This is a genomic window from Mycobacterium sp. DL99, from assembly GCF_004762045.1.
Lineage (GTDB): Bacteria > Actinomycetota > Actinomycetes > Mycobacteriales > Mycobacteriaceae > Mycobacterium.
This window is the reverse complement of record NZ_SJOM01000007.1, coordinates 3,944,752-3,964,451: the sequence shown is the minus strand read 5'-3', so window position 1 is coordinate 3,964,451 and position 19,700 is coordinate 3,944,752. Positions and strand designations below refer to the sequence as shown.

Annotated in this window: 20 protein-coding genes and 1 pseudogene; 7 read left to right on the top strand and 14 right to left on the bottom strand. The window is 68.5% G+C overall.

Annotation, left to right across the window (positions count from 1 at the left end; genetic code table 11):
• Position 1 precedes the first annotated feature (1 nt).
• Together lipA and lipB are read right to left on the bottom strand one after the other, a co-directional pair.
• Positions 2–946 (bottom strand): lipoyl synthase, encoded by a 945-nt coding sequence (gene lipA / locus EYZ64_RS19470; protein WP_135455838.1) that lies wholly within the window; start codon positions 944–946, stop codon positions 2–4.
• Positions 947–950: 4 nt separating this feature from the next.
• Complete coding sequence (lipB, locus tag EYZ64_RS19465) at positions 951–1,679, bottom strand: lipoyl(octanoyl) transferase LipB (RefSeq protein WP_502702978.1); 729 nt, start codon at positions 1,677–1,679, stop codon at positions 951–953.
• 11 nt (positions 1,680–1,690) lie between these two features.
• Here lipB and EYZ64_RS19460 point away from each other — a divergent pair, with 11 nt between their 5' ends.
• Positions 1,691–2,182 (top strand): STM3941 family protein, encoded by a 492-nt coding sequence (locus EYZ64_RS19460; protein WP_135455834.1) that lies wholly within the window; start codon positions 1,691–1,693, stop codon positions 2,180–2,182.
• On the opposite strand, the gene EYZ64_RS19455 is transcribed toward EYZ64_RS19460, so the two are convergent.
• Positions 2,179–3,087, bottom strand: a complete 909-nt coding sequence (locus tag EYZ64_RS19455; RefSeq protein ID WP_135455833.1) for a TIGR01777 family oxidoreductase — start codon at positions 3,085–3,087, stop codon at positions 2,179–2,181. The genes EYZ64_RS19460 and EYZ64_RS19455 overlap by 4 nt on opposite strands.
• A gap of 25 nt (positions 3,088–3,112) precedes the next feature.
• A pseudogene (gene sucB, locus EYZ64_RS19450) lies at positions 3,113–4,315 on the bottom strand (2-oxoglutarate dehydrogenase, E2 component, dihydrolipoamide succinyltransferase); the annotation flags it as partial.
• A gap of 228 nt (positions 4,316–4,543) precedes the next feature.
• Between sucB and EYZ64_RS19445 the strand changes: the two are divergent.
• Both EYZ64_RS19445 and EYZ64_RS19440 read left to right on the top strand, forming a co-directional pair.
• Positions 4,544–4,897: an oxidoreductase gene (locus EYZ64_RS19445; protein ID WP_135455829.1), complete on the top strand. Its 354-nt coding sequence runs from the start codon at positions 4,544–4,546 to the stop codon at positions 4,895–4,897.
• A gap of 68 nt (positions 4,898–4,965) precedes the next feature.
• Positions 4,966–6,702, top strand: coding sequence for an SDR family oxidoreductase (locus EYZ64_RS19440; RefSeq protein WP_135455826.1), 1,737 nt, complete (start codon positions 4,966–4,968; stop codon positions 6,700–6,702).
• Positions 6,703–6,707: 5 nt separating this feature from the next.
• On the opposite strand, the gene EYZ64_RS19435 is transcribed toward EYZ64_RS19440, so the two are convergent.
• The 4 genes from EYZ64_RS19435 to EYZ64_RS19420 are packed head-to-tail and all read right to left on the bottom strand — an operon-like array spanning position 6,708 to position 11,403.
• Positions 6,708–7,631 carry a lytic transglycosylase domain-containing protein gene (locus tag EYZ64_RS19435; protein ID WP_135455824.1) on the bottom strand — a complete coding sequence of 308 codons (924 nt, stop codon included), beginning with the start codon at positions 7,629–7,631 and terminating at the stop codon, positions 6,708–6,710.
• 54 nt (positions 7,632–7,685) lie between these two features.
• Positions 7,686–9,206 (bottom strand): leucyl aminopeptidase, encoded by a 1,521-nt coding sequence (locus EYZ64_RS19430; protein ID WP_210115537.1) that lies wholly within the window; start codon positions 9,204–9,206, stop codon positions 7,686–7,688.
• A 10-nt stretch (positions 9,207–9,216) separates the two neighbouring features.
• Entirely contained in the window at positions 9,217–10,299 is a 1,083-nt protein-coding gene (locus EYZ64_RS19425) for an adenylate/guanylate cyclase domain-containing protein (protein ID WP_135455821.1), read from the bottom strand.
• 18 nt (positions 10,300–10,317) lie between these two features.
• Positions 10,318–11,403, bottom strand: a complete 1,086-nt coding sequence (locus EYZ64_RS19420) for an adenylate/guanylate cyclase domain-containing protein (RefSeq protein ID WP_286175063.1) — start codon at positions 11,401–11,403, stop codon at positions 10,318–10,320.
• A gap of 54 nt (positions 11,404–11,457) precedes the next feature.
• On the opposite strand from EYZ64_RS19420, the gene gcvT reads away from it, so the two are divergent.
• Complete coding sequence (gcvT, locus tag EYZ64_RS19415) at positions 11,458–12,564, top strand: glycine cleavage system aminomethyltransferase GcvT (protein WP_135455817.1); 1,107 nt, start codon at positions 11,458–11,460, stop codon at positions 12,562–12,564.
• 23 nt (positions 12,565–12,587) lie between these two features.
• On the top strand, positions 12,588–13,694 hold the full coding sequence (locus EYZ64_RS19410) for a branched-chain amino acid aminotransferase (protein ID WP_135455815.1): 1,107 nt from the start codon (positions 12,588–12,590) through the stop codon (positions 13,692–13,694).
• Between the two features lie 255 nt (positions 13,695–13,949).
• Here EYZ64_RS19410 and EYZ64_RS19405 read toward each other — a convergent pair whose 3' ends face one another.
• Positions 13,950–14,231 (bottom strand): hypothetical protein, encoded by a 282-nt coding sequence (locus EYZ64_RS19405; protein WP_135455813.1) that lies wholly within the window; start codon positions 14,229–14,231, stop codon positions 13,950–13,952.
• A gap of 96 nt (positions 14,232–14,327) precedes the next feature.
• Here EYZ64_RS19405 and EYZ64_RS19400 point away from each other — a divergent pair, with 96 nt between their 5' ends.
• The gene (locus tag EYZ64_RS19400; protein WP_135455811.1) at positions 14,328–15,527 is read left to right on the top strand and encodes a hypothetical protein; all 1,200 of its coding nucleotides are present in this window, start codon (positions 14,328–14,330) and stop codon (positions 15,525–15,527) included.
• On the opposite strand, the gene EYZ64_RS19395 is transcribed toward EYZ64_RS19400, so the two are convergent.
• Genes EYZ64_RS19395 through EYZ64_RS19380 form a run of 4 tightly spaced genes read right to left on the bottom strand, consistent with a single transcriptional unit; the run spans position 15,454 to position 18,495 of the window.
• Complete coding sequence (locus EYZ64_RS19395) at positions 15,454–16,179, bottom strand: adenosylcobinamide-GDP ribazoletransferase (protein WP_135455809.1); 726 nt, start codon at positions 16,177–16,179, stop codon at positions 15,454–15,456. The genes EYZ64_RS19400 and EYZ64_RS19395 overlap by 74 nt on opposite strands.
• Positions 16,176–17,246, bottom strand: a complete 1,071-nt coding sequence (gene cobT / locus EYZ64_RS19390) for a nicotinate-nucleotide--dimethylbenzimidazole phosphoribosyltransferase (RefSeq protein ID WP_135455807.1) — start codon at positions 17,244–17,246, stop codon at positions 16,176–16,178. Before cobT ends, EYZ64_RS19395 begins: the two co-directional genes overlap by 4 nt.
• Positions 17,243–17,785: a bifunctional adenosylcobinamide kinase/adenosylcobinamide-phosphate guanylyltransferase gene (locus tag EYZ64_RS19385; RefSeq protein WP_135455804.1), complete on the bottom strand. Its 543-nt coding sequence runs from the start codon at positions 17,783–17,785 to the stop codon at positions 17,243–17,245. The genes cobT and EYZ64_RS19385 overlap by 4 nt, the downstream gene beginning before the upstream one ends.
• 23 nt (positions 17,786–17,808) lie before the next feature.
• Positions 17,809–18,495, bottom strand: coding sequence for a DUF3043 domain-containing protein (locus EYZ64_RS19380; protein ID WP_135455802.1), 687 nt, complete (start codon positions 18,493–18,495; stop codon positions 17,809–17,811).
• Between the two features lie 154 nt (positions 18,496–18,649).
• Here EYZ64_RS19380 and EYZ64_RS19375 point away from each other — a divergent pair, with 154 nt between their 5' ends.
• Positions 18,650–19,006, top strand: a complete 357-nt coding sequence (locus EYZ64_RS19375; protein WP_044523587.1) for a HesB/IscA family protein — start codon at positions 18,650–18,652, stop codon at positions 19,004–19,006.
• Positions 19,007–19,026: 20 nt separating this feature from the next.
• Here EYZ64_RS19375 and EYZ64_RS19370 read toward each other — a convergent pair whose 3' ends face one another.
• Positions 19,027–19,653 carry an Rv0361 family membrane protein gene (locus tag EYZ64_RS19370; protein ID WP_135455800.1) on the bottom strand — a complete coding sequence of 209 codons (627 nt, stop codon included), beginning with the start codon at positions 19,651–19,653 and terminating at the stop codon, positions 19,027–19,029.
• Positions 19,654–19,700 lie beyond the last annotated feature (47 nt).

The following is a 19,700-nucleotide window of genomic DNA, read 5'->3' as shown; positions in this document are numbered from 1 at the left end:
ATCAGGATACGGGGGGCCGATCGGCGAACCGAACCCGCGCGGCCTGCGCATAGAGCTTGCCCGCGCGGTAGGACGAACGCACCAGCGGTCCGGCCAGCACGCCGGCGAATCCGAGGCCCTCGGCATAGCTCGACAGCGCGACGAACTCGTCGGGATGGACCCAGCGCTCCACCGGGTGGTGACGCGGTGACGGCCGCAGATACTGGGTGATGGTGACGATGTCGCAGCCCGCCTCATGCAGGTCGCGCAGCGCGGTGTGCACCTCGTTGATGGTCTCGCCCATCCCGAGAATCAGGTTCGATTTGGTGACCAGACCGAAGTCGCGGGCGGCGGTGATCACCGCCAGGCTGCGGTCGTATCGGAACGCCGGACGAATCCGCTTGAAGATGCGCGGCACCGTTTCGACGTTGTGCGCGAACACTTCTGGGCGTGACTCGAACACTTCGGCCAACTGGTCGGGGTTGCCGTTGAAGTCCGGGGCCAGCAACTCCACGCCGGTGTTCGGGTTCAGCCGCTTGATGTAGCGGACGGTCTCGGCGTACAGCCATGCCCCACCGTCGGGTAGGTCATCGCGGGCCACCCCGGTCACAGTCGAGTAGCGCAGGCCCATCGCCTGGACACTCTCGGCGACCCGGCGCGGTTCGTCGCGATCCAGCTCGGCCGGCTTACCGGTGTCGATCTGGCAGAAGTCACACCGCCGGGTGCACTGCTCGCCACCGATCAGGAACGTGGCTTCCCGGTCCTCCCAGCACTCGAAGATGTTGGGGCAGCCGGCCTCCTCGCACACCGTGTGCAGGCCCTCGCGGCGCACCAGACCCTTGAGCTCCGTGTACTCCGGACCCATCTTGGCCCGGGTCTTGATCCACGGTGGCTTGCGTTCGATGGGCGTCTCCGCGTTCCGCACTTCCAGACGCAGCAGCTTCCGACCTTCAGGCACCACAGTCACTGGTTCATCCTACGTTCACGGCCACTTCCAGCCGTCCGTCGAGCGCATCACATACCTTCGCGGCGACAAGGTCGGTGACGTCCTCGACGGTGATGCGGCGGCCGAGTTCGGCCGTCAGCGACGTCACACCGGCATCGGCGATCCCGCACGGCACGATCGACGAGAAGGCGGACAGGTCGCAGTCACAGTTCAGCGCGAACCCGTGCAGCGTCGTCGCCCGGGCCACCCGGATCCCGATCGCCCCGATCTTGCGCGCCGGCCTGAGCTCGTCGCCGGCCACCCACACACCGGAGCGTCCCTCGACCCGACCGGTCTCCAGACCGAGATCCGCGCACACACTGATGAGCGCTTGTTCAAGGCGCCGAACGAAATTCACCACATCCAGCGGTTCGGCCAGCCCGATGATGGGGTAGCCCACCAGCTGTCCGGGGCCGTGCCAGGTGATCTTGCCGCCGCGGTCGGTGTCGACGACGGGGGTGCCGTCCACCGGGCGCTCATGCGGCTCGGTGCGCTTGCCCGCGGTGTAGACGGCAGGGTGCTCAAGCAGCAGGAGGGTGTCGGGGCCACCGGCCACCCTGGCGTCGGCGATCTCGCGCTGTAGTTCCCAGGCGGCCTCGTAATCGAGTGTGCCCAGGCGTCGCACCTCGAGGGGCTCCGCGGCCGAGCGGATGGATGTCACAGCGTCGACGGTACGCCCCGAGATTGCTGCCCAGCGCAGGGGTTCGCGCCGCATAGGGTCGGAAGGTGCCGACTTTCTCTGCCCGGTATTCCCCATGGCGACTGCTGATGCCGGTGCTGTTCGGCGTGCTCTTCGCCGCGACATCGGCCTGGATGACCCTGAACGCCGAGCTCTCGCTGCTGTACCGGGCACTCGGTGTGGCCAGCTGCCTGATTTTCCTGAGTCTGGCGGTCATTGCGGTGATCCGGCTGTTCGACCGCGACGAGCAGCTCCGGGTGTCGCCCGACGGCATCTACTACAAGCGGTGGTCGCAGACGGTCATCCCATGGGACGAGATCGTCGATGTGACGGTGTGGAAGGACCGCTATCAGAAGTTCATCATGCTGCACCTGGCCGACCCGCGACGGTTCCCGTCGACGACGCTGGTGGGTAGGTTGAGCCGGGCCAACCGGCGGCTGACCGGCGGAGACATCGCGATATCGCTGACCCAGATGAACCGCGGGTTCGATGACGCCTCGGCGGTGATCGAGGACTACCGGGCTACGTCGGCTCGCTAGTCCCTGGGTGCGGCGGTGGCGTAGGCCAGCGCCTCGCCGACGGTGTTGTGGTGAAAGGTGAAGCCGGCTCGTTCCAGGGCGGCGGGAATGGCACGCTGGCCCACGAGCAGTCCTTCGTCGGCGATCTCGCCCAGCAGCGTGCGCAGCGCAAAACCCGGAATCATCACCGGGGTGGGCCGATTGACGGCCCGGCCCAGCGCCGCGGTGAACTCGGCGTTGGTCACGGGCGCCGGTCCGGTGAGATTGACCGGGCCCGACAGGCTTTCGTTCGATATCGCGAACAGCACCGCGCGGACCTCGTCCTCCAGGCTGATCCACGGGATGTACTGCCTGCCATTGCCCAACCGTGCGCCAAGGCCCAGCGAGAACAACGGCTTGAGTCGGTTCACCATCCCCCCGGACGAGGCCATCACCAGTCCGGTGCGCAACAGCACCACCCGCGACCCGGCCGCGACGGCGGGCGCGGTGGCCGCTTCCCAATCCGCGCACAGCCTGGCCAGGAAACCGTGTCCCTCCGGCGCGGACTCATCGGTCACCCGGTCTCTGGTGTCGCCGTAGTAGCCGACCGCGCTCGCGTTGATCAACACCGGCACCCCGGCGTCGGCCACGGCACCGGCGAGCACCTCGGTGGGTCCGATCCGGCTGTCGCGCAGGCTCTGTTTGAACGCACCCGACCAACGCTTATCGCCGACACCGACGCCGCAGAGGTTCACCACCACGTCCACACCCTGTAGCGCGCCGGTGTCGAACTCCCCGGTGTCGGGGTTCCAGAACAGCTCGTCGCCGTTCGATGGTGCCCTGCGTACGATCCGGAGCACCCGGCGATCGGCGGCGCGCAGCATTGACACCAGCGCCGAACCGATCAGACCGGATGATCCCGCTATCGCGATGACGGCATCCGCCACAGTGGGGAGCCCCTCCTAACGGCCCTTACAGCCCGAGGTCGGCCTCGAAAGCACCTTCTTCGAGCCTGCGCTTGATGGTGGTCACGAACCGGCCGGCGTCGGCGCCGTCGATCAGTCGGTGGTCGTAGGTCAGCGGCAGGTAGCACACCGAGCGCACACCGATCGACTCGTTGCCGTAGGCGTCCGAGATCACCCGCGGCCGCTTGACGATCGCCCCGGTGCCCAGCATCGCCGCCTGCGGCGGCACCAGGATCGGGGTGTCGAACAGCGCGCCCTGGCTGCCGATGTTGGTGATGGTGAACGTGCCGCCGGACAACTCGTCGGGCTTGAGGTTGCCCGACCGGGCCCGGGCCGCGATGTCGGAGATGGCGCGCGCCAGTCCGCCCAGCGACAGGTCGCCGGCGTTGTGGATCACCGGCGAGAGCAGGCCCTGGTCGGTATCCACCGCGAAGCCGAGGTGCTCGGCGTCGTAGTAGGTGATCTCCTTGGTGTCCTCGTTGTAGCTGGCGTTGACGTTCGGGTGGATCTTGAGCGCGTCGATGACGGCGCGCGCGATGAACGGCAGGTACGTGAGGTTGACGCCCTCGCGCTCGGCGAAGTCCGCCTTGGCCCGGGCCCGCAGCGCCACGATCTTGGTCATGTCGACCTCGTGGGTCTGGGTGAGCTGTGCGGTCGCCTGCAACGATTCGCGCGTCTTCTTCGCGGTGATCTGGCGAATCCGGTTGGCCTTCTGCGTCGTTCCGCGCAGGTGGGCCAATGCCGGAGCTGCTGCGGCCGCAGCGGCGGGCGCGGCTGCCGCAGGGGCTGCCGGTGCCGGTGCCGGGGGAGCCTTTTTCGCCTCGGCCGCCGCGAGCACGTCCTGCTTGCGGATGCGGCCGCCGACGCCGGTGCCCTTCACGGCCGCGAGGTCAACACCGTTCTCCACGGCCAGCTTTCGCACCAGCGGGGTGAGCTCGGGTTCGGGAGCGGCTGCCGGAGCCGCAGCCGGTGCCGGTGCTTCGCCGGCCTCGCCGATGACCGCGAGCTCGCCACCGATCTCGACGGTGTCGTCCTCCTGGGCGACGATCTTCGTCAACACGCCTGCGGCGGGCGACGGGATCTCGGTGTCGACCTTGTCCGTGGACACCTCCAGCAGCGGCTCGTCGAGTTCGACGGTGTCGCCCTCCTGTTTAAGCCAGCGGGTGACGGTCCCCTCGGTGACGCTCTCACCTAGCGCGGGCATCTGGACGGAGATGGCCATGTGTATTGACTCCTCGGACGGTCACTTGTGACGACTCGAACTCTGGCTTACCACAGCTAGGTGCACTGGGTACGGCACCTAGGTGGATTGTCGGAACCATCCTGTCACTGCAGCACCATTCGCACGCACTCAGGGTTGCTCCGAGCTCTGGCACTATCGAATGAGGGTTTGCAGGGTTGTTCGTCGAACTTCCCCAGAGCTGAGGAGACCGTTCCGTTGGGGTTGTTCGATACGTTTCGCCGAGGTCGCTCGGCGCGCGGATTCGGCGGCGACGCGGGCGAGGATCTGCGGTATCTGCAGCGGTGGGTGGCCGAGCACACCGGCGTCGAGGCATTCGTGGAACCCCGCACCACCGTCACCGAGGTGACCGTCGTGTTGGTTGCTGCCGACGGGGAATGGACCCGGCGCCGGGCCGGTGGTGAGGCCGGGGCACGCCGGCTCAGCGATCGGCTGCAGATCCCGGTCTACGACGTCCAGAAGGTCGGCTACCCGCAACGCATGCGGGACCACGACGCGCGGCGGCGCATCGAACGGGAGCGCGCCGTACGCCAGGAACTCGGCGACCGTTAGAGTCAAGGCAACCGATACCTCCGGTATTGGATACTGTTCGTTACAGGTACCTCGTGGAGGGGTGGACTATGCAGCGCTTCGTCGTCAGCTCGGACGGAACCCGCATCGCGGTTTACGAACAAGGGGATCGGCAGCGTCCCACGCTGGTGATGGCGCACGGATGGCCGGACTCGCATGTGTTGTGGAACGGCGTGACCGGTGAACTGGGCGACCGGTTCCACATCGTGCGATACGACAACCGCGGTGCCGGCGCCTCGGACGTTCCCAAGCCCGTATCCGCCTATCGCATGGACCGGTTCGCCGACGACCTGTCGGCGGTGATCGATGCCGTCAGTCCCGGCCGCCCCGTGCACGTCCTGGCGCACGACTGGGGATCGGTGGGGGTGTGGGAGTACCTGAGCCGCCCGGAGGCCTCCGAGCGGGTGGCGTCGTTCACGTCGGTTTCGGGACCCAGCACCGACCATTACGGCTCGTTCGTGCGCGGCCGGCTGGCCCGCCCGTACCGTCCGATCCGGTTCGCCAAGGCGGTGAACCTGGCATCGCGGTTCAGCTACTGGATCCCGTTCTCGATCCCGGTGATCGCACCCGCGCTGATGCGTCGAGGCGCGGCGCGCCGACTGCAGGCCATCGACACCCCTGGCCCCAAATTCCAGTCCGAGAACCTCGACATCGACGCGGCCAACTCGCTGAAGATCTACCAGGCCAACGCGATTCGATCGTTCACGACGCTGCGCAGCGACCACTACGTGACCGTGCCGGTGCAGTTGATCTGCAACGACCACGATCCGGTGGTGCGCGGCGACGGCTACGCCGAGGAGTCCACCTGGGTGCCGCTGCTGTGGCGCCGTGACCTCAAAGCCGGGCACTGGGCGCCGTTCTCGCACTGGCGCGCCATCGCCAACGCGACGGCCGAGCTGATCGACCACATCGAGGGTGCCCCGGCGGCTCGCGCACTTCGCCGCGCCCAGGTCGGCCGGTCGCGTGAACGCTTCGGTGACACACTGGTTTCGGTGACCGGTGCCGGCAGTGGCATCGGCCGCGCCACTGCGCTGGCCTTCGCCGAACAGGGCGCCGAACTCGTGGTCAGCGATATCGACGAAGCATCCGCCAAGTCCACCGCCAACGAGATCGCCGCACGCGGCGGAGTGGCACATGCCTACGGGCTCGACGTGTCCGATGCCGAGGCCGTGGAGAGTTTCGTCGAGCAGGTCTGCGGCACACACGGGGTGCCCGACGTGGTGGTCAACAACGCCGGAATCGGCCACGGCGGCAAGTTCCTCGACACCCCAGCCGAGCAGTACGACCGGGTGCTGGACGTCAACTTCGGCGGAGTCGTCAACTGCTGCCGGTCCTTTGCCCGCAGGCTCGTCGACCGCGGCACCGGTGGCCACATCGTCAACGTGGCCTCGATGGCCGCCTACTCGCCGTCGGCGGCGGCGAACGCATACGCCACCAGCAAGGCCGCGGTGTTCATGTTCTCCGACTGCCTGCGTGCCGAATTGAGCTCGGCGGGAATAGGTTTGACCACGATCTGCCCGGGCGTCATCGATACGAACATCATCGACACCACCCGATTCGACGTCCCCGCCGAGCAGCAGGGCCAGATCGAGCAGATGCGGGCCCAGACCAAGAAGGCCTTCGCTGCGCGACGCTATGGGCCGGACAAGGTGGCCAAGGCCATCGTCGCGGCCGTCGTCAGAGACAAAGCGGTCCGGCCGGTTACGCCGGAGGCCTATGCGGCCTACGGGGTGGCGCGACTGATGCCGTCGGCGCTGCGCCGGGCGGCGCGAGCGGGGTCACTCTAACCGCGCTACTGCGGGTGGGCGGTCAGGTACTCGCCGACCGGTATCGGTGATCCGGCGGCGTATCCGATGGGCAGTAGCACATCACCCGCAGTCGAGACGTAGTAGACGTCCCAGCGGTAGAACGCGGCGAACACCGCGGGATCGGCAGCGATCGCGGCGGCATAGTCGCTGACTGCCCGCACGTACTCGTCGGCGTTGTTGTACCGGAACAGGGCACGGTCCGGGTCATTCGTAAAACCGTTGGCGGCCAGGTAATTACCGGCTGCCATGATGCTGTCCCGGGGCGAGTGGATATCGCCGCCCTTGCCATACGCCGCAAACGTGGACGGCATGAACTGCATCGGTCCCTGGGCGCCGGCCGAGCTGGTGCCACTCACGCTGCCGAAGTGCGTCTCGATCAGGTTGATCGCCGCGAGGAAGTTCCAGCTCACGCCGGAGGCCGCCTCGGCCTCGCGGTAGGCGCCCAGAAGCACCTCGGCCGGGGGTGGCGGGTTGATGCGCCACGCGGGCAGGGTGTCCTTCGGCTGAGCCAGCGCGGCGAGCTGTCGCCGTGCGTTGACATTCCGGTCGTAGAACGCGACCAGGTCAGCCGGGATACGGGGCCGGATGATGCCGTCCCACTCGGGGTGCCGGCCGATCGCGCGGTAGGCCATCTGCTGACGGCGGGCGGCCTGCGTCAGGGCAGCCTCCGGTGTCGACGGGTCGCGCAGCGCCCGCTCGTCGGCCACCAGATCCTCCGCCAGCCGGACGGGGTCCGGAGCCAGGCGGGGTTGGGCGCCGGCCGGGGCGGCCGGGGCGGTGGTAGCCGGCTGTGTCACCGACGTCGTGCTCGGGGGTGCGGGAGGCGGCGGGTTCGACGATCCAGAACAGCCGGCGAGCGCCGCGCCCAACGTGAACAGGATCGCGAGATCGTGAAGAACTCTCGCCATCTTGTTCACGTCGGGCGGGCCCACCGTCTACAGCCGTTCGCCGCTGTGTCTCAATCAGCCGTTCACGGCGATGTCCTCGAGGACCGCGAACATCGTGCGGGTCGGCACGCCGGTGCCGCCCTTGGGTGTGTAACCCCATGGCCCGCCGGTGTTGTAGGCCGGAGCGGCGACATCGATGTGCGTCCACTCGACCCCGTCGGCGACGAACTCGCGCAGGTAGGTTCCGGCCACCAGCATCCCGGCGTAGCGTGATCCGCTGACGTTGGCCAGGTCTGCCACCGTGGACTTCAGGTCGTCCTTCAGTTCCTCGGGAAGTGGCATCGCCCAACCGTTTTCACCGACGGACTGAGACAGCGTCGCGACCCGGTCGCGGAACTCTTCGCTGCCCATCACGCCCGGCGTGCGGGAACCCAGCGCGACGGTCTGGGCGCCGGTCAGCGTCGAGGTCTCGATCAGGTAGTCCGGGTCGTCCTCGCAGGCCCGCACGATCGCGTCGGCCAGGATCAGCCGGCCCTCGGCGTCGGTGTTGAGCACCTCGACGGTGATCCCGCCGTACTGCGTGAGCACGTCGCCCGGACGCTGCGCGGTCGCCGACGGCATGTTCTCGGCCATCGGCACGGTCGCGATGACCTCGATCGGCAGGTTCTGCTTGGCGGCCAGCACCACGGTCGCGATCACCGCCGCGGCGCCGCCCATGTCCGAGGTCATGTGATGCATGTTGGCGGCCGGCTTGATCGAGATGCCGCCGGTGTCGAACGTGATGCCCTTGCCGACCAGCGCGACGCGCTTGCTCTTCTTGGTGCCGCCCCGGTGGGTCAACCGGACCAGACGCGGCGGGCGCGAGGATCCCTTGCCGACCCCCACGATGCCGCCGTAGCCCGCCTTGGTCAGGGCCTTGTCGTCGAGCACCTCGACCTCAAGCCCGGCGGCCTCACCCAAAGCCTTTGCCCGCTTGGCGAATTCATCGGGGAACAGATGGCTGGGCGGGGTGTTCACGAAATCGCGGGCCGTGGCCACCGCCGACGCGATGTCCGCTGCGCGCTGAGCCTGGTTCTTGGTCGCCGCCTTGGTATCGGCTGTCAGTGCGGTGATCGTGGTCAGGCCGGCGTCCTTGGGCGCGGTCTTGGCGCTGCGGAAGTCGCTGAAGCGGTAGGCGCCCAGGATCAGGCCCTCGACGGCGGCTTCCAGATCGATGTCGGACAACGTGGTGATGACCGTCTCGGTGCCGTTCAACGACCGTGCGGCGGTGCCGGCGGCCCGGCGGATCACGTCGGCCGGCCACTCGTCGCGCGGCTTGCCCAGGCCGACGGTCAGCACGCTGGCGACCGGGAGTGACGGCGCCAGCACCCTGGTGACCTGGTCGGTGCCGCCCTTCGCGCCGAGTGCCGCGAGCGCGACCTCGATCTCGCCGATCGCCTCGGCGTCGAGGAACGGGTTGCCGACGACGGTGGCGGTTGCGTCGTCATCCTGTCCACTGACCACGGGAACGATCAGTACGGCGTCAGTCTTGCGTTTGGGCAGCGACGCGCTGACGGTGACGTTGGGAACCTGGTAACCGGGATTTGCGGGGCTCACACGCCTCAGCCTAGCTACGGTCGCAACCACTCATGTCGTAGGTCGTGACAGGCTCGTCGAAGCCCTTGAGGGTCAACGGATCTTGTGCGACAGCAGGCCAGTCCGGCAGCGCTGCGCGGACCTCCGGCGCAGCGAGGATCTGCCCTGGTGACGCGGCGGCCACCAATCGCGCGGCCAGGTTCACCGTATCGCCGAAGTAGTCGCCTCCGATCGCAAGGACTTCGCCGTAGCTGAGTCCCGCCCGGACTTGGAGCCCGGCCTTCTGCGTGCGCGGGTCTTCGACGAGGTCGGCGGCGGTTTGCACCAGACGGTCAGGGGTCGAACTGACCCACATCGCGGCGTCGCCGATGAACTTCACCACGCGGCTGTCTCCGGCGTGCATCACATCGGTGACGGCGGCGTTGAAACCGTTGAGCAGGGTCGACAGTTCCGCGGGGGAGAGCACATGGGTGAGTGCGGTGAATCCCGAGAGATCGGCGAATCCGACGCCACATGTGACGCTGCCCGCGGGATTGAGCGTGACGCTCTCGAAAAGCCGGGGACGCGTCGTCTGATGCCGATGAACGGTGTCGAGCAGGGCCCCGATGCGTGGAATCAACTCGGCCACTTCGCGCCAGGCCCGTGCCGTGGTGAGCTCGTCGTGGCTGCGGGTGATCCAGAAATCGGGACGAGAGGTTCGCAGTAGCGTCGTCTCCGCCTCTGCCAACCGGGTCATTGCACTACCGATGAGTCGCAACAGGCCACCGTCGTCGCCCAGTCGCGCCCGCATTGCGGCGCAGGTTGCCAGGGCGTCGAAATCCGCTTCGGTCAACGTGACGTCGTCGGGATCAGGGACACCCAGGTCCAGCGCGGCCCAGAACTGTGCGACGTCGTCGAGCGGCAGCCCGAGTTCGGCGGCGGCACTGCGCAGGCTGTAGGTCGGTGGCCCGGGGCGCCTGATGGCGTCCCCCGCGAGGCCGAACAGGCGCCCACGACGCTCGGCCTCGACCATGTCGTCGACGGAGAAGCCGAGACCGGACAGATATTCGATCAGCTCGGCGCGTTCTCGCGCATCGGCTATCCCCGCGGCTTCCAACGCGTTCAGGTCGACCACGCGCCCTCCTCGAATCCGTCAGCGCGGCAGACGCAACGGATACGCCGTGACCGGTGTGGCGAAACCCTTGAGTGTCAGTGAGCGAGGCGGGGCGAACGCCTGTCCGTCGAGGAGCTCACGCAGCGGCTCGGACACCAGGACCTGGCTGGGGTCGGCGGCGGCCACGAGGCGGGCCGCCCGATTCACCGGAGTGCCGAAATAGTCGCCACCGAAGGCCAGCACCTCACCGAAATCGACTCCGGCCCGCACCTGCAGGCTGGTCTCGGCGGCCCGGGGGTGGGTCACCAGGTCGACGGCGACCTGCACCAGTTCGGCGGGTTCGGAGCCGACCCACATGATGGCGTCTCCGATGAACTTCACCACGCGGCAGTCGGCGGCGTGCACGATCTCGGTGCTGGTGGCGCTGAATTCGTTGAGCAGTGCCGACAGTTCGGCGGCGGTCAGCATCTGGGTGAGTGCGGTGAACCCGGAAAGATCGGCAAAACCGATGCCGCACACCACATTCGAAGAGCCGTCGCGGATCACGTGTTCGAAGTAGGTGCGCGCACTCATCATATGGTGGCGGTGCACCGCATCGATCATCAAGCCGATCCGCGGGATGAACCCGGCGGCGGCCCGGTAGGCCCTGGCCGTGGTCAGCTCGTCACGGCTGACGTCGAGCTGGATGTCGGGGGTGCTGGCCCGGCCCATCGACGACAGCGTTTCGGCCAACCGGGCCATACCCGAGCCGATCACGCGCAGCAGACCGGTGGCCTCGACATCACCGACCAGCACCCGCAACTCCGCCCAGGTGCGCAACGCATCCAAATCGGCCCGGCTGAGGGTCTTCACATCGCAGCCGGCCACCGTCAGGCCCAGTGCGGCCCACGCCCGCTGGACATCTTCCAGCGGGAGGTCGATCTCGGCGGCCACGTCGGCCAGACAGTATTCCGGCGGCCCCGACCACTGCAGGACGTCGCCGGCCAGCCCGAACAACCGGCCGCGGGACTCGGCCTCGATCATCTGCTCGGCGGTGAAACCCAGTCCGTCGAGGTATTCGATGAGCGGGGCGCGGTCCCGCGCATCGGTGATCCCGGCGGCGGCCAGTGCATCGAAATCGACCACAAGACCAGTGTGCAGTTTGGTGGTCCGGTTAGGCGTGCAGATTAGGGTGAAACCGTGAGTGACGACCTGCTGCACGGACCGTTGGAAGACCGCCACCGCGAACTGGGGGCCAGTTTCGCCGAATTCGGTGGCTGGCTGATGCCGGTGTCCTACGCCGGGACCGTCTCCGAACACAACGCCACGCGCGACAACGTCGGCCTCTTCGACGTCAGCCACCTCGGAAAAGCGCTGGTCAAAGGTCCGGGGGCGGCGGCCTACGTCAACTCGGCCCTCACCAACGACCTGAACCGGATCAGACCGGGCAAGGCGCAGTACACCCTGTGCTGCAGAGACGAAGGAGGCGTCGCGGGAGTTATTGATGACCTGATCGCCTACTACGTCTCCGACGACGAGATCTTCCTGGTGCCGAATGCGGCGAACACGGCGGCCGTGGTCGCCGAACTGCGCAAGAACGCCCCCGACGGGCTGACCATCACCGACGAACACCGCTCGTATGCGGTGCTGGCGGTGCAGGGACCGAAATCCGCCGACGTGCTCGCTGAGCTGGGGCTGCCCACCGAGATGGACTACATGGGCTATGCCGACGCCGAGTACGACGGCGTGTTCGTGCGGGTGTGCCGCACCGGCTACACCGGCGAACACGGTTATGAGCTGCTGCCGGCCTGGGACCGCGCCGGCGTGGTGTTCGACGCCCTGGTGGCGGCCGTGCGCGCGGCCGGCGGCGAACCCGCGGGCCTGGGCGCCCGTGACACGCTGCGCACCGAGATGGGCTACCCGCTGCACGGCCATGAGCTGTCACTGGACATCTCGCCGCTGCAGGCCCGCTGCGGCTGGGCGATCGGGTGGAAGAAGGACGCGTTCTGGGGACGCGACGCACTGCTGGCCGAGAAGGAGGCCGGCCCGGCCCGCGTGCTGCGTGGCCTCAAGGCCGTCGGCCGCGGGGTGCTGCGCGCCGATCTTGCGGTGCTCGACGGAGACACCCGCATCGGCACAACGACGTCGGGGACGTTCTCGCCGTCACTGAAAGTCGGTATCGCGCTGGCGCTCATCGACACCGCCGCCGACATCGCCGACGGGCAGCGGGTGAGTGTGGACGTGCGTGGCCGCGCGGTTGAATGTGAAGTGGTCAAGCCACCGTTCGTGGCCCCGAAAACACGTTAGCCTCGGACGATACAATCGCTTGCATGACTAGCGGCCATCTCGAGTTCACGGTTTCAGCCAACGCGAATCCGGAGACCGATGCGGTACGCGAATCCATTCTGGCCAACCCCGGCTTCGGCAAGTACCACACCGACCACATGGTGGCCATCGACTACACCGCCGGGCAGGGCTGGCACGACGCGCAGGTGATCCCGTACGGGCCGATCGAGCTCGATCCCTCTGCCATCGTTCTGCACTACGCGCAGGAAGTGTTCGAAGGGCTCAAGGCGTACCGCTGGGCGGACGGCTCGATCGTGACGTTCCGGCCGGAGTCCAATGCGGCGCGGCTGCAGGCCTCATCGCGGCGGCTGGCCATCCCGGAACTTCCCGAGGATGTGTTCATCGAATCGCTGCGCCAGCTCATCGCGGTCGACGAGAAGTGGGTGCCCGCGGCCGGCGGTGAGGAGTCGCTGTATCTACGGCCGTTCGTCATCGCCACCGAACCCGGCCTGGGCGTGCGCCCGGCCGGCGAGTACCGCTACCTGGTGATCGGCTCACCTGCCGGGGCGTACTTCAAGGGCGGCATCAAGCCGGTCAGCGTGTGGCTGTCGCATGAGTACGTGCGCGCCTCACCCGGTGGCACCGGCGCGGCCAAGTTCGGCGGCAATTACGCCGCGTCGCTGCTCGCGCAGGCGCAAGCCGCCGACAACGGGTGCGATCAGGTGGTGTGGCTGGACGCGCTCGAGCGTCGCTACGTCGAAGAGATGGGCGGGATGAACCTGTTCTTCGTCTTCGGCAGCGGCGGTTCGGCCCGCCTCGTCACGCCCGAGCTGTCCGGTTCGCTGTTGCCGGGTATCACGCGGGATTCCTTGCTGCAGTTGGCCACCGACGCCGGTTTCGCGGTCGAGGAACGCAAGATCGATGTCGCCGAATGGCAGAAGAAGGCCGCGGCGGGCGAGATCACCGAGGTGTTCGCCTGCGGTACCGCCGCCGTGATCACCCCGGTCTCGCACGTCAAGTACGCGGACGGCGAGTTCACCATCGCCGACGGGCAACCGGGCGAGATCACCATGGCGCTGCGCGACACCCTGACCGGGATTCAGCGGGGCACCTTCGCCGATACCCACGGCTGGATGGCCCGGCTGAACTAGCGGTTTCTCCCCGAACGATTTGAGGCGCGCGCAGAATTGATCTGACCTGCGCCATCAATCGAGAGAGGCCGTCATGGCACTGGTAGCGGGATTCGATCCGGCCAACAGCGGGCAGCAACCGGTCGACGAGAACGGCACCCCGGTGCCGGTCGGCGTGTGGGGGGATTCCGATATCGGTGGCGGCGTGTTCGGCAGCAGTGGGGTATTGCCGAGCGGCACCACCGTGTTCATCGATCCGCCGGCCGGTGTGGAGGGTCACGGCGCCGACGGGCCGGGTGTGGTGGGCCGCAGCCCCGCCGGCAATGGCGTGGTGGGCGAAAGTTTGCAGGCGCCAGGTGTTTTGGCGCGCAGCTCCACCGCGTCGGGGCTGCTCGGCGTGACCTTCAGTCCCACCGACGATTCACACGGGGTTTTCGGTTCCAGCACCACCGGAGGCAACGGAGTCACCGGCTTCGTGGGCGGCGCGACCGGGGTGATCGGCAGCAGTATCGATGGTTTCGGGGTGCGAGGCACGAGTGGTGACAATGCCGGCGTCATGGGCATCAGCTTCGCCGACGGTGGTAGCGCCCCAGGCGTATTCGGCACCGGCGACAACACCATGGGCGTGCGGGCACCAGCAGCAACGGTCCGGGTGTGTACGGCGTCAGCCAGACGACCGATGCCATTGCCGGTCTCACCTACGGTGTCGGGGTCTCCGGGGTGTCCGGCTTGCACGTCGTCGCGGACTCGACCGGGTCTGGGGTCGCCGGACACAGCCACAGCGGTACCGGGGTGCGGGGCAGTAGCGACGACCAGGTGGGGGTGCGCGGAGTCAGCCTGTCCTCGGACGGCACCGCCGGCCTCACGACCGGTTCTGGTCACGGGGTGTCCGGCGTGCATTTCTCCACACATCCCGGTGGCGGGGTCTCCGGGCTCAGCGTGATCGGAAACGGGGTCGAGGGCTTCACTTTCGCCGACACCCGGCGCAACCCCGACGTGGCGGCGGTCCGCGGTCAAAGCGCCAACGGCTTCGCCGGGCTGTTCGTGGGCCGGGTGCGGGTGACGGGTTTCCTCAGCAAGAGCGGTGGCGGGTTCACCGTCGATCACCCGGCCGATCCGGCGAACCGGTACCTGTCGCATTCCTTCGTCGAGTCCCCGGACATGCTCAACATCTACAGCGGCACCGTGACCACGGACCGGTCCGGTCGGGCGCGGGTGAAGCTGCCGCCGTACTTCGAGGCGCTCAACCGGGACTTCCGCTACCAGCTCACCGTGGTCGGTACGTTCAGCCAGGCGGTGGTCTCCGAGGAGATCACGGACAATGCGTTCACGATCGCCACCGACACCGGTCGGGTCAAGGTGTGCTGGCAGGTCACCGGGGTGCGCAAAGATGCCTGGGCCGAAGCGAATCGGGTCACCCCTGAGCGGCGCAAGCCGGACGGCGAGCGAGGGAAGTACCTGCATCCCGAACTGTTCGGGCCCAAGGCGGTGGCACTCCATCCGGCCCCGCCCGCGCGGGTCGCCCAAGTGGTTCCGCCGGAACTGAGCGACTGGGCCGAGCGGCTGCCCGCGGACCTGGGCGCGGCGCCCGGCCAGAAACTGATCGGGTACCTGAGCAGGGCCCGGCGCGTGCTCGGCGCGACGTGGGCCGCCGACCGCAGGCGCGCCGAGAAGCGGTTGGGTGCAGTCCCGGAGCTACCCCCGCCGACAGTCGGACGCGCCGAACTACAGGAGCAGTGGCAAGCCGTGCGGGACGCGGTGGAGGCGATTCGTCCGCAGGTCAGCCAATCGCCAACCCGAGCGCGACGATCGTCGTCGTCACCTCGACACTCGCGCCGAGTACGTCGCCGGTGATGCCGCCGAACCGTCGCACGCAGTGGGCGACCAGCAGCGCCGAAGCGCCCACCGCGACCAGCACCACGACCGGGCCCTGCCACAGCCGGGGGCCCGCCCATGCGGCCAGTGCGGCGACGGCGATCACCCAGCCCGCCACCACGGCGGCCGGCTGGGTGGCCGCCACGGCGCCGCCCAGTGAGCTACCGGCGGCCGCGGGCACCGAACGTCGACAGGCGAGGACCGCGGCAACGCGGCCGGCAGTGACGGCGACGACGATGCCCACCGTGTTGAGTTGATTGAATGCCAGTGTCTGACAACCGATCACAACGATCACCGCGGCGACACCGAAGGGTCCGGCCGAACCGTCGCGCATGACCGCCAGTGCCCGTTCCGGCGGGCCGTAGCAGCCCAGACCGTCGACGGTGTCGCAGAACCCGTCGATGTGCAGCCCGCGGGTGGCCAGCAGGAGCGCGGCCACCGCCAGCAGGCCGGGCAGTGCACTGCCGGTGCCGAACGCCCACTGGCCACCGGCCACCACCGCGGCCGCCAGCCCGCCGAGCGCCAGCCCGACCACCGGCAGGGCTGTGAGGGCACCGCGGCCGACACCGGCCGAAGTTCGGACCGGCAACACCGTGCCGAATGCGAACGCCCCGCCGAGAGCGGCGATCATGGTGTTGATTCAGGAGGTCCGGCCACTGCAGCTTCAGCGAAGGTGGCCATCGAGGCCAGGGTGGCGATGGCGGCCCGCACGATCGGCAACGCCACCGCGGCGCCGGTGCCCTCGCCCAGCCGCATGCCGAGGTCGACGATCGGCTCCAGGCGCAGGTGTGACAGCGCCAGGCTGTGGGCCGGCTCGGTCGACCGGTGCCCGGCCTGCCACCACGCCCGCGCGCCCGGCGCCAACTCCTCGGCCACCAGGGCCGCGGCCGTCACCACCAAGCCGTCCAGGAGAACCGGGGTGCGCCGGACGGCGGCCTGGGCCAGGAACCCGGCCATGGCAGCCAGGTCGGCGCCGCCGCACACCCGCAACAGTCCCAGCGGATCGCGCGTCACGTCGCGGGCCCGGTACAGCGCGTCCCGTACGGCGCCGGCCTTGCGCATCCAGCCGAGGTCGTCGATGCCGGTGCCGCGGCCCACCACCACAACTGGCTCGGCACCGGTCAGAGCGGCCACCAAAGTCGTTGCCGCCGTGGTATTTCCGATTCCCATATCGCCTGCGATGAGAAGGTCGGCCCCGGCGTCGACCTCGTCGTCGGCGATCTGGCGCCCCGCCGCGACCGCTGCCACTGTCTCCTCGGCGCTGAGTGCATCTTCGACCGCGATGTTGCCCGAACTGCGGCGCACCTTGTGGGCACCGATCGCGGGGGAGAGCGGCTCGTCGCAGTCGACGGCGATGTCGGCCACGCGCACGGTGGCGCCGGCCACCTCGGCCAGCACGTTGATCGCGGCACCGCCCGCGTCGAAGTTGGCGACCATCTGGCCGGTCACCGCGGACGGGAAGGCCGATACCCCCGCGGCCGTGACCCCGTGGTCCGCGGCGAAAACCACCACCCGCGCCCGGGTGAGTGGCTGCGGCGGGCATACGCCCTGGCACGAGGCCGCCCAGATCGAAAGTTCCTCGAGGCGGCCCAGGGAGCCGGGCGGCTTGGTGAGCCGGGTCTGACGGGCCCGCGCCTCCGTGGCGACGTCGGCGTCCGGGGCGGTGACCGGGTCGAAGGCCGCATCGAATTCGGTCATGAAGGCTCCTTCACCGTGAGCGGTTGGCCGGCCACCACCAGCACCACGTGGTCGCACACCGCGGCCAGGCGTTGGTTGACCGTGCCCAGTTCGTCGGCGAACCGGCGTCCTGCCTCGGTGGCGGGGACAACGGTCAGCCCGACCTCGGGGCTGACGAGGACCAGGGGAGCGGTGAAAGCGTCCACCGCCTTGACCAGCGCGTCGACCTCGGGGCCCACGGGTGCACCGGTCCACGCACCGATCCGGTCCATGGTCGCCGTCAGCCAGCCACCGATGTCGTCGACGAGTGTCGCGGTGTCAGGTTCCTGCGGGTCGGCAGTCAGAGCCGCCACGAGATCACAGGTCTCGACGGTGCGCCAGTGCGCGGGACGACGAGCCTGATGCGCACCCACGCGCTGAGCCCAGGCCGGATCGCCGTCAGCGTCGGGGCCGGTGGCCAGGTAACGCACGGGCACGCCGTCGCCGGCGGTGTGCGCCGCGGCCGCTTCGGCCCACTGGGATTTACCGGAGCGGATGCCGCCAAGCACCAATGTGCGCACTTCTCAGCCCGCCTGACGCGGCATCAAGAGATCTTGGCGCCGCGCTCGACGACGGGCCGCGGCGCCCGCATGCGGCGCAGCTGCGACGCCCGGCTGGCCGCGTAAAGCCCCAGTTTCCAACCACTTTCGGTGTTCCCGGGGAACTTCTCGTCCACCATGTGGTTCACCTTGCGGCCGACGATGAACCCGTCGATCAGCATGATGACCACCAGGATCAGCATCGCGTAGGACAGCATCTGCTGGAACTTCAGCGAGGGCAGCGCGAGCATGAAGAAGATCATCGCCAGGGCGGCGGGCATGAACAGGCCCAGCACGTTGCGGCGGGAGTCGACGATGTCGCGGACATAGCGGCGCACCGGACCCTTGTCGCGGGGGAGCAGATAGGACTCATCGCCGGCCATCATCTTCTCGCGGCGGTCGGCCATATCGGCGCGGCGGGTGAGCCGCTCGATCTTGCGCTCCTCCTTGGACAGCTTCGGCCCGCGCAGCTCCTTACGGCGCTGACGTGCCTCGGCAGACGTCAGGGGCGCGGGCGCGACCGGGCCGCGCCGCTTGGTGGCCTCGCTCCGCTTGGGCGTCGGCCTGCCCTTGGGGGCGGTGCTCGGGGCGGCGCCGCCGGCTGTCGATTCGGCGGCCCCGTCGACGCTCGTGACCTGGTCGGTCCCGGCGGGTTCGCCTTCGTTGTCCTTCTTACGGCCCAGCAGCTTCACGCCAGCCAGGTTACTGCCCGCCGCAGGTGGCCCGGTCACATGCCCCGGCCTGTGGATAAGTCGGGAATAGCGTCGGAACAAGGTACCGTTGAGGTAGTAGACGCGCGGTGCATCCACGCGTTTCCTCGATGCCCCGGGATCCTTAGGGAGAGCTATGACTGTTCAGGACGCCAGCACCACCGAAACCCACGGTGCGACCCTGTCCGACGCTGCGGCGACGAAGGCGAAGGCGCTGCTGGACCAGGAAGGCCGCGACGACCTCGCGCTGCGTATCGCGGTGCAGCCGGGCGGCTGTGCCGGCCTGCGCTACAACCTGTTCTTCGACGACCGCACCCTCGACGGTGACCTCACCAGCGAGTTCGGCGGTGTCAAGCTGGTCGTGGACCGGATGAGCGCGCCGTACATCCAGGGCGCCACCATCGACTTCGTCGACTCCATCGAGAAGCAGGGCTTCACGATCGACAACCCGAACGCCACCGGCTCCTGCGCCTGCGGCGACTCCTTCAACTGACGTGAGCTGACGACCAGCGGTCAGTACTGACCGCTGGTGCGTAGCACGTAAGAGCACACCAGAACCTGCTCGTTTTTCCCGTCTCGTTTCACCAATAGCTGCGCCACGCCCTGCTGTTGCTCATCGACAGGGCGTTGCCCGCGTGTCGACCCGCTGGCCGGTGCGACCCGCATGGTGAACAACACCTGAGTCTGCGTGGTGGACCACGGCACGTTCGCGTCGATCCCGGTCACCTCGACCTGGCTGAACTGTTTGCGGAAAGCGTCGCTGGCCAGGCCGGCCACCGCGAGATCGGCCTTGCGGTCCCTGACCCCGTCGTACAGCCCGCACAGGGTGTGTCGCGCAACGGCTTCCTCATCCCCGTCGAGCAGCGCGTTGAGGTATTCCTGGATCGCGGCCTCGGCCCGGGCGTCGGAGACCACCACCGGCGCGGCGGGACTGCGACGCCCGGCTACCAGCACCGCGGTCAACACACCTCCAAGCGCGACCACCACCAGCAGCCCCGCCAGGATCTTGGGCCAGCGCCGCCGTGTCGGGTACGGCACCGGCGGCGGCAGCGTCCCGGGATACGCGGACGGCGTGGACGACACCTGCTCGGGATATGGGAGAGGCGGAGTCTGCTCGGGGTACTGGTAAGAACCAGTCATTAATTGGCGCTCCCCGCGTGTTCTGGAGGTTGGTCAGCCGTCTACGG

Bases quoted from the DNA above. Each gene is read 5' to 3' on its own strand.
- lipB (WP_502702978.1), bottom strand. From the start codon at position 1,679: ATGCGGCGCGAACCCCTGCGCTGGGCAGCAATCTCGGGGCGTACCGTC.
- EYZ64_RS19440 (WP_135455826.1), top strand. From the start codon at position 4,966: ATGCAGCGCTTCGTCGTCAGCTCGGACGGAACCCGCATCGCGGTTTAC.
- EYZ64_RS19435 (WP_135455824.1), bottom strand. From the start codon at position 7,631: ATGGCGAGAGTTCTTCACGATCTCGCGATCCTGTTCACGTTGGGCGCG.
- EYZ64_RS19410 (WP_135455815.1), top strand. From the start codon at position 12,588: ATGACTAGCGGCCATCTCGAGTTCACGGTTTCAGCCAACGCGAATCCG.
- EYZ64_RS19405 (WP_135455813.1), bottom strand. From the start codon at position 14,231: ATGACGCCGGCATTGTCACCACTCGTGCCTCGCACCCCGAAACCATCG.
- EYZ64_RS19395 (WP_135455809.1), bottom strand. From the start codon at position 16,179: ATGATCGCCGCTCTCGGCGGGGCGTTCGCATTCGGCACGGTGTTGCCG.
- cobT (WP_135455807.1), bottom strand. From the start codon at position 17,246: ATGACCGAATTCGATGCGGCCTTCGACCCGGTCACCGCCCCGGACGCC.
- EYZ64_RS19375 (WP_044523587.1), top strand. From the start codon at position 18,650: ATGACTGTTCAGGACGCCAGCACCACCGAAACCCACGGTGCGACCCTG.
- EYZ64_RS19370 (WP_135455800.1), bottom strand. From the start codon at position 19,653: ATGACTGGTTCTTACCAGTACCCCGAGCAGACTCCGCCTCTCCCATAT.